At 64.2% G+C, this 14,456-nt stretch carries 12 protein-coding genes; 8 read left to right on the forward strand and 4 right to left on the reverse strand.

From position 1 onward, the window contains the following. Positions 1–17 precede the first annotated feature (17 nt). Positions 18–1,265, forward strand: a complete 1,248-nt coding sequence (locus NMB43_RS14610) for an HD-GYP domain-containing protein (protein ID WP_494348892.1) — start codon at positions 18–20, stop codon at positions 1,263–1,265. Between the two features lie 18 nt (positions 1,266–1,283). On the opposite strand, the gene NMB43_RS14615 is transcribed toward NMB43_RS14610, so the two are convergent. Both NMB43_RS14615 and pyrC read right to left on the reverse strand, forming a co-directional pair. Further along, positions 1,284–1,697, reverse strand: a complete 414-nt coding sequence (locus NMB43_RS14615) for a hypothetical protein (RefSeq protein WP_494348893.1) — start codon at positions 1,695–1,697, stop codon at positions 1,284–1,286. A gap of 13 nt (positions 1,698–1,710) precedes the next feature. Continuing rightward, the gene (gene pyrC, locus NMB43_RS14620) at positions 1,711–2,745 is read right to left on the reverse strand and encodes a dihydroorotase (protein ID WP_494348894.1); all 1,035 of its coding nucleotides are present in this window, start codon (positions 2,743–2,745) and stop codon (positions 1,711–1,713) included. A gap of 348 nt (positions 2,746–3,093) precedes the next feature. On the opposite strand from pyrC, the gene NMB43_RS14625 reads away from it, so the two are divergent. Beyond that, positions 3,094–4,146, forward strand: coding sequence for a pectate lyase (locus NMB43_RS14625; protein WP_494348895.1), 1,053 nt, complete (start codon positions 3,094–3,096; stop codon positions 4,144–4,146). 329 nt (positions 4,147–4,475) lie between these two features. Here NMB43_RS14625 and NMB43_RS14630 read toward each other — a convergent pair whose 3' ends face one another. Then, positions 4,476–6,482: a WD40/YVTN/BNR-like repeat-containing protein gene (locus NMB43_RS14630; RefSeq protein ID WP_494348896.1), complete on the reverse strand. Its 2,007-nt coding sequence runs from the start codon at positions 6,480–6,482 to the stop codon at positions 4,476–4,478. 92 nt (positions 6,483–6,574) lie between these two features. Between NMB43_RS14630 and NMB43_RS14635 the strand changes: the two genes are divergently transcribed. The 3 genes from NMB43_RS14635 to NMB43_RS14645 all read left to right on the forward strand — a co-directional run bounded on the left by NMB43_RS14635 (position 6,575) and on the right by NMB43_RS14645 (position 8,943). Continuing rightward, positions 6,575–7,387 (forward strand): RluA family pseudouridine synthase, encoded by an 813-nt coding sequence (locus NMB43_RS14635; protein WP_494348897.1) that lies wholly within the window; start codon positions 6,575–6,577, stop codon positions 7,385–7,387. 541 nt (positions 7,388–7,928) lie between these two features. Then, positions 7,929–8,207, forward strand: coding sequence for a cupin domain-containing protein (locus NMB43_RS14640; protein WP_494348898.1), 279 nt, complete (start codon positions 7,929–7,931; stop codon positions 8,205–8,207). Between the two features lie 139 nt (positions 8,208–8,346). Then, positions 8,347–8,943, forward strand: a complete 597-nt coding sequence (locus tag NMB43_RS14645; RefSeq protein ID WP_494348899.1) for an OmpW/AlkL family protein — start codon at positions 8,347–8,349, stop codon at positions 8,941–8,943. Positions 8,944–9,008: 65 nt separating this feature from the next. On the opposite strand, the gene NMB43_RS14650 is transcribed toward NMB43_RS14645, so the two are convergent. Next, the gene (locus tag NMB43_RS14650) at positions 9,009–10,658 is read right to left on the reverse strand and encodes a hypothetical protein (RefSeq protein WP_494348900.1); all 1,650 of its coding nucleotides are present in this window, start codon (positions 10,656–10,658) and stop codon (positions 9,009–9,011) included. Positions 10,659–10,966: 308 nt separating this feature from the next. On the opposite strand from NMB43_RS14650, the gene NMB43_RS14655 reads away from it, so the two are divergent. Genes NMB43_RS14655 through NMB43_RS14665 form a run of 3 tightly spaced genes read left to right on the forward strand, consistent with a single transcriptional unit; the run spans position 10,967 to position 14,357 of the window. Beyond that, positions 10,967–12,745, forward strand: a complete 1,779-nt coding sequence (locus NMB43_RS14655; RefSeq protein ID WP_494348901.1) for a thiamine pyrophosphate-binding protein — start codon at positions 10,967–10,969, stop codon at positions 12,743–12,745. Next, positions 12,742–13,563, forward strand: coding sequence for a citrate synthase family protein (locus tag NMB43_RS14660; RefSeq protein ID WP_494348902.1), 822 nt, complete (start codon positions 12,742–12,744; stop codon positions 13,561–13,563). The genes NMB43_RS14655 and NMB43_RS14660 overlap by 4 nt, the downstream gene beginning before the upstream one ends. Next, entirely contained in the window at positions 13,560–14,357 is a 798-nt protein-coding gene (locus tag NMB43_RS14665) for a citrate synthase family protein (RefSeq protein WP_494348903.1), read from the forward strand. Before NMB43_RS14660 ends, NMB43_RS14665 begins: the two co-directional genes overlap by 4 nt. The last annotated feature ends 99 nt before the right edge of the window (positions 14,358–14,456 follow it).

Here is a 14,456-nt window from a genome sequence, read left to right on the forward strand (position 1 = left end):
CCGGCTGGCTGACGCAAGTGAAGAAGAAGATATCCGCCCAAGACCTGCGCATTGGCATGTTCATTGCCGAACTGGATTGCGACTGGTTGTCGCACCCCTTCATGCGCAACAGCTTCAAGCTGACCGACGACGAGCAGATCGAGAAGGTGCTCAAGGCCGGCATTCACTATGCCTATATTGATACCGAGCGAGGCCTCGACGTCCCCGATGCACCGACCCAGGAAGAAGTCGCACAAGCCTTGCAAAAAGAGCTCGAAGACATCGCAACGGCGAAACCCGAGCACCCGATTCGGGTGACCGCCGCCGAAGAGATTGCACGGGCCACACAGATTCGCGACAAGGCCCAGGCCATGGTGCGCGACGTGATGGCCGACGCCCGCCTGGGCCGCGCGGTCGAGTTGGAGCGCATGGAGCCGGTGGTGGAGCACATCACCGAATCGATTTTGCGTAATTCTGGAGCCCTGATCGGCCTGCTGTCGATCAAGAACAAGGACGACTACACCTTCCTGCATTGCGTGAGCGTGTGCGCTCTGATGGTTGCGTTCTGCCGCACCCTGGGCATGGATGAGGAGACCACCCGGATCGCCGGCATGGGCGGGCTACTGCATGACACCGGCAAGGCACTGGTGCCGGACGAGGTACTCAACAAGCCCGGCAAACTGACCGACGAGGAATTCGAGATCATCAAGCGCCACCCGCGCGATGGTTACGAGATCCTCCTCAAGACGCCGGACATGCACCCCATGGTGCTGGACATCACCCTGCATCATCACGAACGCATGGATGGCAACGGCTACCCAGACAGACTGCCGGCCGACAAGATCAGCCAGTACGTCCGCATGTCCTCGATCGTGGATGTGTATGACGCAATCACCGCAGACCGCTGCTACCACCGAGGCATTCCAGCCACCGAGGCACTGCGCCGGTTGCATGAATGGAGCGCGCACCACTTCGACCCAAAGCTGGTGCAGGCCTTCATCCGCTGCGTGGGCATCTATCCGGTGGGCTCGCTGGTAAAGCTGGAGTCCGGCCGCCTGGGCGTCGTGCTGGAGCAGAACGAGAGCAATCTGCTCACGCCCAAGCTGCGCGTTGTATTCCATACCCGCAGCAAGGCGAGCATGCCGCCCTACGATCTCGATCTCTCGCGCCCCGAAGGGGCTGGCGGCGCTGATCGCATCGTCGGTCACGAAGATCCGATGAAATGGGGCGTGGAGACCGCGCGCTACATCCAGTACATTGCCGAGATGGCGAACAAGCCCGGCTAAATCCAGCAGAAAACGGGCCTATTGCGCAGCGCCGGCTTTCTCGAAAATCAGTTTGCCGTCCTTGCGCACGAACGCCCCTAGCGGCCTGCCGGGTGGATTGGGCGGTGTTTGCGTGTACGGCTGCACCAGGCATTTCTCGGTCCCGATCGCATACCAGTCGTTACCCTGCTTGGCGAGATAGAGCATGGGCCCCGCCTCCCACACCTCCATCTTCACGAACTCCTTGGGACCCGCCTTGATCGGGTAGCGACGCTGACACTCCTGCGTCCGCGCCGGCACCAGAGTCTGCTCCACCTCGCCACGCCACACATAGCGCTGCTCGCGAATCAAGGAGATGGAGTCGTCCTTGTCGTCGAACTGCAAGGAGGCTGCATCGTTCTCGCAGCCCGTCAGCCCCAGCAGCATGAGCAGTGCCAACAGTCCGTAGCGCATCGGTCTCGCTCCCTCAGATCAGCTTCCAGCCCACTTGCTCGCCGGCACGCAGCGGCACCAGCGGGTCACCCGGCAAATAGTCGTAATGGGCAGGCACGGCCCAGGCCTCCTTGCCCAGCGTGATGCGCTCGGCATTGCGTGGCAGGCCATACCAGTCCGGTCCATTGTGGCTGGCAAACGCCTCCAGCCGATGCAGCGCGCCAGCCTGCTCGAAGACTTCGGCATACAACTCGATGCCGGCGTGCGCGGTGTAACAACCGGCACAGCCACAGGCCGCCTCCTTGGTGCTGCGCGCATGCGGCGCGGAGTCGGTACCCAGGAAGAAGCGCGGATTGTCCGAAATGACCGCCTCGACCAGCGCGACGCGATGCGTCTCGCGCTTGAGCACAGGCAGGCAGTAGTGATGCGGCCGGATGCCGCCCACGAAAATGGCGTTGCGATTGAGCAGCAGGTGATGGGCGGTGATCGTGGCGGCCACGTTCTCGCCCGCACCCGCTACGTATTGGGCCGCTTCGCGCGTCGTGATGTGCTCGAAGACCGTACGTAGACGCGGGAACCTTTGCGCGAGCGGCGCGAGAACGCGATCAATAAAGACACGCTCACGATCAAACACATCGACGTCAGCATGGGTCACCTCCCCGTGTACGCAGAGCACCAACCCCAGTGCTTCCATGCGCTCCAGCACCGGGTAGACCTTTTCGATCGACGTCACGCCCGCATCCGAATTGGTCGTAGCCCCGGCCGGGTACAGCTTGAGGGCATGCACGAAGCCACTGGCCTTGGCCCGTTCGATCTCTTCGACCGGCGTGTTGTCTGTCAGGTACAACGTCATCAGCGGATCGAACTTGAGGCCCTTCGGCACGGCCGCCAGAATGCGCTGCCGGTAGGCCGCCGCCCGCTCCACCGTGGTCACGGGCGGGCGCAGGTTGGGCATCACCAGCACGCGGCCAAAGCGGGCCGCCGCATCAGCCACGGTACGAGGCAGGCTGGCGTCATCGCGCAGGTGGATGTGCCAGTCGTCGGGGCGGGTGAGGCTGATCTCTTGCATGGGGGAAATCCGGGGGGTCGGGAGGAAAGGCGACTAGTTTACCGCGCGTCGCCCGGCCGCCCCACATCGGCTCGCGATCGGCTGACGGCCCTATGACTTTTGAGGTAGGCGGAGGCCTGCTGCAGGCCAGCAAAACCCGCCCCAAGCCTCGGTTTTGACAATTTCTTCACGCTTCCCATTTTATTCGCTTATGCAACAATAAATTTTTCTTGACAACAAATTAAGGTCGGTCAAAACTCGGTTCATGTCAGAAAAAACCTGACATTTGCAGCAAGGCACTGCCAGGCACGGGGTCGCAGTTTCAGTGCAGGGACAGGCCACAAGAATCCAATAATTGAGGAGACATCCATGATTCGCAGTCTGACCGCCGCGGCCGCTCTGGCCATGCTGTCCTTCGGTGCGCAAGCCGCCACCGACTATCCCTCCGGCTACACCAAGTGCGCCCAGAACACCGGCGCCACCTGCTCCATGAGCGGCACCCGCTCGGTTGCCCTGGGCAAGTCCGGTTCCTTCGTGTACGCCACCAAGACCGGCAGCTTCGCCTGTACCAGCTCCGCCTTTCCGAGCAACAGCTACTCTTCCTCGGCTTGGTGTTCCTACGGCCCGACGACCAGCTCGTCCAGCTCGTCATCCTCGAGCAGCTCCAGCTCCTCGTCCTCGAGCAGTTCGTCTTCGTCCAGCAGCTCGTCGTCCTCGAGCAGTTCCTCGTCCTCGAGCAGCTCGGGCGGCAGCAGCGCCTGTAAGGCCGGCGCCACCATCACTGGTACCGTCGATTGTGGCGGCGCAACCATCGGCACCTCGTGCTCGGGTGGCAGCGAAAGCCAGGCTCCGGTGATCTCGGTCAGCAACGGCACGCTGAAGAACGTGCGCATCAAGGCCGGTGCGGCTGCTGACGGCATCCACTGCGTCTCGGGCACCTGCACGCTGGAAAACGTGGTGTGGGAAGACGTCTGCGAAGACGCAGCCACCCTGCCCGCCAGCAATGCCGGCGGCACGCTGAACATCGTGGGCGGCAGCGCCACCAGCGCCGAAGACAAGACCTTCCAGCACAACTCCATCAAGGGCACGATCAACATCAAGAACTTCACCACGACCGGTTCCATCGGCAAGCTGGTGCGTTCCTGTGGTGATTGCACCGGCAACGGTGGCCCGCGCTACGTGACCGTCAGCAACACCAAGCTGGAAAAGGTGACCGGCGGTGCAGTGGTCGGTATCAACAGTAACTACGGCGACAAGGCCACGATCCGCAGCCTGCAGATCAAGGGCTACAAGGCCGGCAGCCCGAAGGTGTGCGTGACCTACAAGGGCGTGGTCAAGGGCAACGGTTCCTCCTCGTCGATCGGCGAAGAGTGGAACACCAGCGCCTGTGACGTGAGCAAGACCGACGTGACGGCATACTGATCGTTACGGTCTGAACCTGGCGGCCACGCCCGCCAGGGTGAGTTCGAGAAGGCCCCCGCTGCGGCGGGGGCTTTTTCATGCCTGAAGGGGATCGAACGCGAAGCTCGAATGGCGTTGCAGGCAGCCGGGCTTCGCCTACTCCGGTGCGCACCAAGGCTCACGCTTGTGTTCGCAGGACATCAGTCTGCCAAGCCCCGCCGGGGCACTCGCGGAATTCCGCAGGTGCGCTGCTTGTGGCTCCGACTTGCCAGCGAATCGCAAGCGTGACAGTCCTGCCCGAAGGGCCAGACCCTGCCGCCCGTCGATCAAGAGAGCTGTGTTGACCAGCTTTACTGCGGCAGACGCACCAAGCGATCTCCGTATGCGATCACGGCATCGCCACCCGGCACTTCAAGCAAGGCCTTGAGATGGCCTGAAGTCTTGGTTGTCTCGCTCTGCCAGCTCACGCCAGCATCGTCGGATCGAAGCAACACGCCCTTACGCCCCGGCACGAAGATGCGCTTGCCGTTCTTGACCAGCAAGGGCTGGCGCAGAGGCTGATCGGTGCCACTTGCGACCGTCTGCCAGCTTGCTCCGCGATCGGTCGAGCGCAGGATCAGCCCGCCATCGCCCGTTACGATCAGCACATTCTTCGCCTCGTCGAACATCAGGTACCGCGCCGTCGATACGGCGCCCCCGTGGATGCGGCGCCAAGTCAGACCATCGTCGTCGGAGCGCAGGATGGAGCCCTCCGCACCGACCGCCATGAAGGCTTTCAGGGGTGACAGATACGCGATGTTATGGAGATGAGCACGCGTGCCTGAATCTACCTGGCTCCACTGCTTGCCACCGTCCGTACTACGCTGGATGCCGCCTTCGCGCCCTACCGCCACGAAAGTGCCAGTTTCAGTGCTTGCGGCTGCAGCGAACAGGTGCGGCTCTGTGCGCGCGTCTGCCTCGTCCCAGCTCATACCTCCATCCACTGAGCGCATCACGACGCCAGGGCTCGCCACCGCGACAATGGCCCCGGTCTTGCGCGCCACCACGATGTCGTGGAAGTAGCCGCGCGTAAAATCGGTCCCGTTCAGCAAGGTCTGCCAGTCGCTGCCCTGGGCATTGCTGCGGATCACGATGCCGGGAGGCCCACCGGCGATCAGCCCCGCGCCACCGGGTGCGGGCAGGATGGTGAACAGGTAGGCATTGGCAGGCAAAGAGACTGGCTGCGGCGTCCATGTCCGCCCATCGGCCGAAGCAGAAACCACCCAGCCCTTGCCGACGCCGACCAGGGACTTGCCGTCGGGACTGACGCTCAGCCCATGGACGTAGTCACCGATTGGCGCCTGTAACAGTTGCCAGGAGTCGCCGCCATCCGTCGAGCGCATCAGGGCGCTGCCCTCGCCGAAAGCCAGCAGGGTTTGCCCGGACACCAGCGCGGACTCCACGAACACACCCAGCTTGAGTGCTGAGAACTGCCAGCTCATGCCGCCATCGGCCGAAATCGCCAAGGCCCCTCCGTTACCGGTCGCGATCAGTCGCCCCGTGGCATCGCTGTAACGCAGGCTGGAGATGTAGAAGTCACGCCCAGTCGGCACCACGACCCAGTTACGCCCACCATCCGATGAGCGCAGGATGTTGCCCTTGATATCCGCCACCACGATCACCTTGTGGCGCGGGTCGTACACGGCGCGGGTCAGGAAATGCGGGCTGCCGGTAGGGATCGCGGTCCATTCGGCGCCATCCTTCCCCCCGACGAGAACCTTGCCGTCACCACACAGCGCGAGCGTCGCGCCCGCCTCGGCGAATCCGTACAGGCCGGTGATGGTCTCGGACGTGCCGCTATCCACGCGTTGCCAGTCGATTCCACCATTGGTGCTGCGCAGGATCAGGCCTGCCTCACCCCCGACCACGAACTGCCCGCCGCTCAGGGCAAGCACGGCACCCAAACCCGGCGCGGCCGGCAGTGCTACCTGGTTCCAGCTCAGGCCGGCATCCTTCGACACTGCGAGATTGCCGCCGTCGCCCGCCACGACCCAGGTCTTGCCATCGGCCTGCACCGCCAGTGCCCGTGTACGCGAATCTTTGCCCACGGCATGCTGCGTCCAGTGGAGGCCTGCGTCGGTGGAGCGCAGTACACCTCCGCTCGGGCCAGCGGCGAGCAAGACCCCCGTGGGTGCGTGCTCCACAAAGGACACCACAGGATCGCTCAGTTTGCCGGTATCGACCGCCCGCCAATGCAGCCCTTCATCGGTACTGCGCAGAATCGTGCCATCGCCTCCTCCGATCAGCAGCACCTTGCCGTCCGCACTTGCCCAACCAGTGAAAAACGCGGAGTTCAACACCAGACGATCGCTGAACACATTCTTATCGTCCGCAGGCTTTTGCAGTGAGCAGCTTGCTGCCAGCAGCATGAGCATCAGGGCCGCGACTCTGGCCCGCCAGAAAACCGGCATTGATCGTCTCCTCAAACATTGCTGCGGTGCTCAAGCACCTTGTCGTGCCGAAGATACCATGCGCCACCAGCCGCAAGCAGCCGTGCGGAGAGGGTTTGCGGGCAAGCACCGGAACGTGGCTGGCGATATCATGCGGCGCCCACCCACCGTCACCGGCTACTGTGATTGCCTACCATCCGCCCTCCGCGCCCCTGCGCTATCTGCACGTCGACGAGGACTTGCTGATCGTGAGCAAGCCGGCCGGCCTGCTCTCGGTGCCGGGGCGCGGCGCACACCTCGCAGACTGTCTCGCCAGCCGGGTACGGCAGGACTATCCGGACACGCTGATCGTGCATCGTCTGGACATGTCCACCTCCGGCCTGATGGTGCTGGCGCGCGGGGCGGACGCGCACCGCGCGCTAAGCCGCCTGTTCGAAACGCGTGCCGTCAACAAGCGTTACGAGGCGGTGGTGGCAGGACTTGTAGCGCAGGACGAAGGCGCAGTGGATCTGCCACTGATCACCGACTGGCCGAACCGGCCACTGCAAATGGTTGACTTCGCACGAGGCAAGCCGTCGCTGACCCGCTTTCAAGTGCTTTCTCGCGACCCTGCGACACCCTGTTCGCGCCTGCTGCTGGAGCCCATAACCGGCCGCTCTCACCAGTTGCGGGTGCACATGCGCGCGCTTGGCCACCCCATTCTGGGTGATGAGCTCTATGGCGGCGACGCCACCGCACAGGCGCCGCGCTTGCTACTGCATGCCTGCCGGCTTGCTTTCCAGCACCCGCGACAGGACCGATCTTTGTGCCTGGAGGAAGCAGCCCCTTTCTGATCCGGCGTACGTAGCGCGAGGGCAGCCAGCACAGACCTTGTTCTCGCGCCCCTCGCTATCAGTCAGGCGACAGGCCTGTATGTCGAGAGCGGCCTTGAAATAGCATCGCCCCGACACTGCAGCCGGATCAAAGTCCTGCCGGACTGTCTGACGCACATCCGTTTGCTGGTTACGGCACAGCACGGTCATGCAGCCCTGCGCCACAACGAATTCGACATGCATTTCATCGCCGAGCCGATAAGCAAGCGGGTCTGACTGTCACTATTGAAACGGGCCTAGATGCGACCGGCATCCGCCACCCTCCCCTGGCCAGAACCCAGGAGGCAGCGCGAGCACCGTCAGGCCGAGCACTTCGCGCGCCTTCCCTTTAGGACCCGGGACCGGCGTAGCCAGCTTCCGGCGCGCCAGGCCGGCGGAATCGAGCACAGCCGGCTCCCACTCCTCGCCTGCGGCGACGGCAGATATCAGCAGCAGCGGCACGGCGCTTTTCTTCCATCGCAGGAAGCGGGAACATGACGCCACACTCATGGAGGCAAAAAGGATGGCACTCGAAATCCAGGTCGAACGCCAGATCGACAGCACCCGCCATCAGCAATTGAACGTAGCCAGTTGGCCAGTCTGGGAGAAGGAGGTGTCGCGCTTCCCGTGGTACTACGACGCGCCGGAAACCTGTCTGCTGCTGGCGGGCGAGGTGACGGTCACACCCGAGGGCGGCCAGCCGGTCACCTTGCGCGCGGGCGACCTCGCGCACTTCCCGACGGGTCTGGCCTGCACCTGGGACATCACGGTCGCGCTACGCAAGCACTACCGTTTCGGGTGAGCCGCTGTCGCAAATCGTTCTCAGGGTATTCCCGCGAAGCTAGAATGGTCTTTCGCCAGATTTGATGCCGATCAAACCGTGTACGACCCCGCCGGCTGAAATGCCGGACGGGATGTCCCCATCTACACGGAGAGTAAACATGAGACTAAAGACCCTGGCCGCCCTTCTGACCTGCACCGCTGGTCTGTTCGCATCGACACAGGCGCTGGCCCTGGAGAATCCTTGGCTGATCCGCGGCCGCATCGTCAACATCGCGCCGGAAAACGACGACTCGACCGGGCTGAACCTGGAACTGAGCAGCAAGGTGATCCCGGAGTTCGATATCAGCTATTTCTTCACTCCGAATATTGCGGCCGAGTTGGTCCTGACCTATCCGCAGAAGCACGATCTGGAGTCGAACGGCACCAAGATCGGCAGCCTCAAGCACCTGCCCCCCACGCTGAGCCTGCAGTATCACTTCCTGCCGCAGGCGAGCGTGCGCCCTTACGTGGGCCTGGGCCTCAACTACACCCTGTTCTCGGACGAGGAACTGCCTCCCGGCGTGACCATCGAGGACAGCAGCTTCGGCTGGTCACTGCAGGCCGGCATCGACATTCCGATCAACAAGACCATGTCGATCAACCTCGATATCAAGAAAGTGCAGATCCGCACCGACGTGATGGCCGCTGGCAACAAGCTGGGCACGCTGAAGGTCGACCCCATCCTGTTCGGTGTCGGGTTCGGCTGGCGCTTCTGAGCAATATCACCCGAAAACAAAACGCCCCGGCTTGCCGGGGCGTTTTGTTTTCGGCTCGACCGTTCTCAGGCCGCCTGTTGCATCGGGTAGAAGTGCAGGATGTCCTGGATGTTCTTCTTGGTTCCATCGGGCAGGATGGCATCGCCGTGGATGTAGCCCCCCTTGCTGCGGAAGACCGGCACCTGTTCGATCTTGCCCTCCAGCGTGGCATGCAGTGACAGCAAGGCCAGCGCCTCCGGATCGTCGAAACGGCAGTAGATATGTCTGGCCGACGGCAGCAGCAGGCCACGATGCGCGCGCTGGCTGAAGATGCTCTCACCCAGCGCCTTCGCCAGCGCCAGGTAGGCCGGCACCTGCGTGGCGCGATAGACCTCCAGCACGCCAAACAGCAGTTGCGCATCGTTGGCACGCGTCTGCAAATTGACCTTGGGCGTGTTGGGATCGGCTGGATTCCACTCGCCGAGACCGAAATTGCGCGCCATGGCTGCCACTGTCGGCCACAACTCCTTCATGCCACTGACGGCCCAGGCGGTAGCGTAGGCCAGGAAGGAGATGGTGTTGATCGGCTTGCGCTCGAACACCCAGCCCTTCTGCCCGTAGTAGCCACGACGCTGGAACACATGGCCCGTCAGATCCTTGCCATCGGCAAACATTGGCTTGATCTCGTTGGTCTCCGGCACGTAAGCGTAGTGGGCGTAGGCCGCCATGCCCGACACCGTCCAGTCGAGCAGGGTCTTGCCGCGCTCGCCCAACTGGCGCGCCATCGTCACCTGCGCCAGGCCGGAATCGGAATAGATGCCTTCGGGACCGTTCAGCGCGTCCGGGTCCATCTTGAACAGCACCCAGGCCTCCTGCGCCACCTCGCCGTACTCGGGGCCGAACTGACGCTGCGCCCGATCGCCGAAGAAGGAGAAGGTGAAGCGCGGATCGTTCTCGTCGGTCGGCGCCTCCTCGCGCTTGACCGGGCGATTGAACTGATAGCAGCCCAGACCGGTCGCCGGATAACGCGTGCGGACATACTGCCAGGCCATGAACTCGGCCCATTCCAGCGCCTTGGGGTCCTTTTCCGCCTGGTAGGCCATGCCCGCCGCATAGATCAGATCGTTGCCGACGTTCACGAAGGACAGACCCTTGGCTTCGCGCAGGATCTCCAGGTCGCGATTCATCGGCTTGTCCCAGAAGCCCTCTTCCTGGAAGTCGCGGCCATAGGTGCCGTGGCGCGACAGCTCAAGCGTCTCCCAATTGTCGATGTGGGCATTCCACACCGCCTTGATGAGCTTCGAAGCCGCCTTGGGATTGGCCTCGTACATCAGCTCGTAGAACGGGTAGTGGTGCTTGAGCTCGTGCACCATGTTCTTGTTCTCGGGCCCGGCCGCGTTGAGCGTCTTCAGGTCCAGGAAACTGTGGCCGCCCCAGCGCAGCAGGCCGGAGGAATCCGTATGCGACAGATGCCATGCGGTTGCGTCCAGCGCGGCCTGCTTGTACTTGGCATCGCCAGTCAGCGCGGACAGGCCGCTGAAGAAGCGGAACAGGTTCTGCTGTGACGCCAGGTTGGAGGGTTCCCAGTCTGTGCCATCCACGTTGCGCCAGGTCACCGGGCGCCCGGTAAAGCTGTCTGCGCCATCGAAGAACAGGGGCGTGCCGTGGTAGGGGTCGCGGTAGCGGGAAAGGATGGTGTCGGCGTAGCCGGCCAGGTAATCGAGCATCTGCTTCATGGTGTTTCTTGCGCGCTGCGGGCGAATCGCCCATTCGCAGAGCAACGGCGGAGCGGGGAAAAACTTGATGGTAACAGGCCGCATCGGCACCCACGGGATTTCCCCGATTGCGCAAAACCGCAAACAAATCACGAACAGACCCGCGCTTTATGTCAAAAGTAGCAAATTTGCCAAGCAGGTCACGCCGTCGCTTCACAGGTGCACCTTACATTCCACGGCATTGCACAAAAACTGCTCCAGCGCAATCGCCCGAATGTCTGTGGCTTCCAGACTGTGCGCTTCACGCATCAGCAGCAAGAGAGTCAGTCATGAACCCCGCCGTTGAATCGCAGCAGACCCTGTCGTCACCCCATGCGCCGCATGACGTCGCCGAGTTGATCGTCTCCTACCTGGAGCAACTCGGTGTCGACTACGTCTTTGGCATCCCTGGCGGCGCGGTCGAACCCCTGTACAACGCGCTCGCACGCAGCGAACGACGCGGAGGCCTGCGCCACATCACGACCCGCCACGAAGCGGGCGCCGCCTTCATGGCGGATGGCTATGCGCGCGAGACCGGCAAGCTGGGCGTGTGCATCGCCACCTCCGGCCCCGGCGCCACCAACCTCATCACCGGCATCGCCTGCGCCTACGACAACGGCGTACCCATACTGGCCCTCACCGGCCAGCCTGCGCTGCCCAACTTCGGCCGCCACGCGCTGCAGGAGTCTGGCTGCACCGGCGTGAACATCATCGGCATGTTCCGCCACTGCACGCGCTACAACTCGCTGCTGTCCCACGTGTCGCAGACCGAGACCAAGCTGGTCAGCGCCATCGGGCGGGCCATGCAGATGCGCGGGCCAGCCCACCTCTCGATCCCGGTCGACGTGCAGCGCTCGCCACTCGCCGCACCGCCACATGGCTATACGCTGGACAAGTTGTTCGCCCCCTCCGCCCTGATCGACGAGCGCGCCTTGCAGGAACTCATCACCCTGCTGCGCACGGAGCGTGACCTGGTCTTCCTGATCGGAGGCGGCTGCGGTGCGGCCGCCCCCCTCGTGTTCGCCACCGCCGCAGCCTTGCAGGCACCGGTGATCAGCACGCCGGACGGCAAGGGACTGATCAACCCCTACCACCCGCTGTATCGCGGCGTCTTCGGCTTCGGCGGTCATGCCACTGCAGCCGAACTGCTGAATGACAAACCGCGTCGCGTGATCGCAATCGGCACCGCACTCGGTGAATGGGCCAGCGGCGGTTGGAGCGAAGCCCTGCTCAACGAACGACTGATCCACGTCGATGCCTGCGAAGACAACCTGCTGCGCACGCCGATGGCCGACCTGCATGTACGTGGCGATCTGCGCAGCATCTTCGAGCGCGTCCTGGCCGCCCTGCCTGAACCCGAACCGGCCAAGGTGGTGCCGATCCCGGAGTGCCCGCGCGAGGACCTCGAGGCACGCCCCGCCACCGCCCAGGCCATCGCCCCGCAGACCCTGATGCATACCCTGTCGCGGCGCTGCCCGCCCACCACCCGCTTCTTTGCCGATACGGGTAACAGCACGGCCTGGGCGGTACACAGCCTGAACCTCAACGACCGGCGCAGCCGCTCGCTTCAGACGGCCGACGAGCGTTCCGCTGCCGCGCGACGCCCGATGCGTCCATGGCTGCAGGTGACAATGGACTTCGCGGCAATGGGGTGGGCCATCGGCGCCTCGATCGGCGCGGCCTTCGCCGATTCCAGCGACCCGGTGGTCTGCCTCACCGGGGATGGCAGTTATCTCATGAACGGACAGGAGATATCGGTCGCGCAAGAAGCCGGCCTGCCGGTGATCTTCATCGTGCTCAACGATGGCGAACTTGGCATGGTGATGCACGGGCAAAGGCTGGCCGGTGCCGAATCGATCGCCCACCAGTTGCCGCGTACCGATTTCGCCATGATGGCGCGCGCCCTGGGCGTCCATGCGCTGAGCGTCGGCTCGGAGGATGAACTGGCAGGGCTCGACTTCGCCGCCCTGTTCGCGCGTCGTGGCCCGACCCTGATCGACGTGCGCATCGACCGCGAGCAGGTTCCCCCCATGGGCGTGCGCATGAAGGTGTTGAGGAACGGACAATGAACGATGACATGCACGGAGCCCCCACGGCCACCGTGATGGCGACACGCATCTGGCAGGAGGACGCCGAGCCCGACAACCCCTTTGCCGCGCGCAGCGCGCGCTGCCACGGCTATGACGTGTATGGCGCGATGCTGGGACGCGCAAGCTGGAGCGACATGCTTTTGCTGCTGTTCACCGGCGAGCGCCCGGCTCCCTGGCAGTCGCACCTGCTCAACGACCTCGCCGTGGCGCTGGCCAACCCGGGCCCGCGCGAACCCTCGGTGCACGCAGCCATGTGTGGTGGCGTGGGCGGCTCGCCCACCGCCGCCAGCCTGATGGCGGCGCTGGCGGTGGCGGCCGGTCGCGTGGACGGCGCGCGTGATGTCCTCCTCGCCATGCAGGCCTGGCAGGTGGCGACATCCGCGCCGACAAGACTCTTCGCCGAACTGCAGAACAGCGCCCGGAGCGGCCTGGAGGTGTGGCCCGAAGCGCAGCACCTGCCCGGCTTCGACCCCAACACGCGGAGCGCCCCGCTGCCCGTGCAGCGCACGCTGGCGCACCTGGCGCAAATCGGCGGTACCGCCCTCACCAGCCTGCGCGACCAGCGCGCGCAACTGGAGCAGGCCTGTAGCAACGGCCTGGCCTTCTCCGGCGTCGCTGCCGCGGCCTACACCGACCTTGGTCTCAGCCCCGAGCAGGGTGAAGCGCTACACCTGCTGCTGCGTCTGCCCGGTGCAGCCGCACACGCGCTCGAGCAGCGCGCCCATGGCTACAAGAAATTCCCCTTCGGCGAGGTCATGCTCGAAGACGATCCGTGCCCTCACGAGACCACTCCATGAGCCCGTACGAACACCCCCTGCAAGCACACCTGGGACCGCTGCGCACCCAGGTGGGCGCCTTCTTCGCCGGCGAACGTGCAGTGTTTCGCGGCCGCGACCTGCATGCCGATCTGGGCCAGGCAGAGTGGCTGGATGTCTATGTGTATGGCATCACCGGCCGACGCTTCAGCAAACCGGCCCTGCGTGTCATGAACGCCCTGTGGGCCTACACCAGCTACCCCGACACGCGCCTTTGGAACAATCGTGTGGCGGCCTTGGCGGGGAGCACGCGCAGCACCGGCAACCTCGCCATGTCCGCCGCGCTGGCCGTCTCGGAAGCAGCCATCTACGGTCGCCAGATCGATCTGCGTGCGCTCGACTTCCTGCTCCGCGCACGCCGCGCCGAGGACGAAACCGCGCTGCGCGAGTGCATCCAGGAAGAACTGCGCAGCCAGCGCAGCGTCGCCGGCTATGGCCGTCCGCTGATCAACGGCGACGAGCGCCTTGCACCCATGCGTCGCCTGCTGCGCGAGTGCGGGCTGGACCAGGGCGAACACCTGCGCCTGGCCGAGCGCATCGAAACCATCCTGCTCAACGGACGCTGGCGCTTCAAGATGAATTACGCCGGCCTGGCCGCCGCCATCTGTGCCGACCTGGGCCTGAGTCCCCGGGAGTACTACGCCTTCGCCTTCCCCACCTTCCTGGCCGGCATGCAACCCTGCTACATCGAGGCTCAGGGCAAACCCCCGGCCGCCATCATGCCCATGACCTGCACGATGATCGACTACACCGGCCCCGCCCCACGCGACTGGTAGGCACGACCGGCACGCGCCGACTGCCCTTGTGGCCATGGCGCAAGATGGCGCCGTTGCTCGCTTTCCGGCTGGACAAAGCCGCACGGAACAAGGAAACTG

It is taken from the genome of Uliginosibacterium sangjuense (assembly GCF_059132465.1).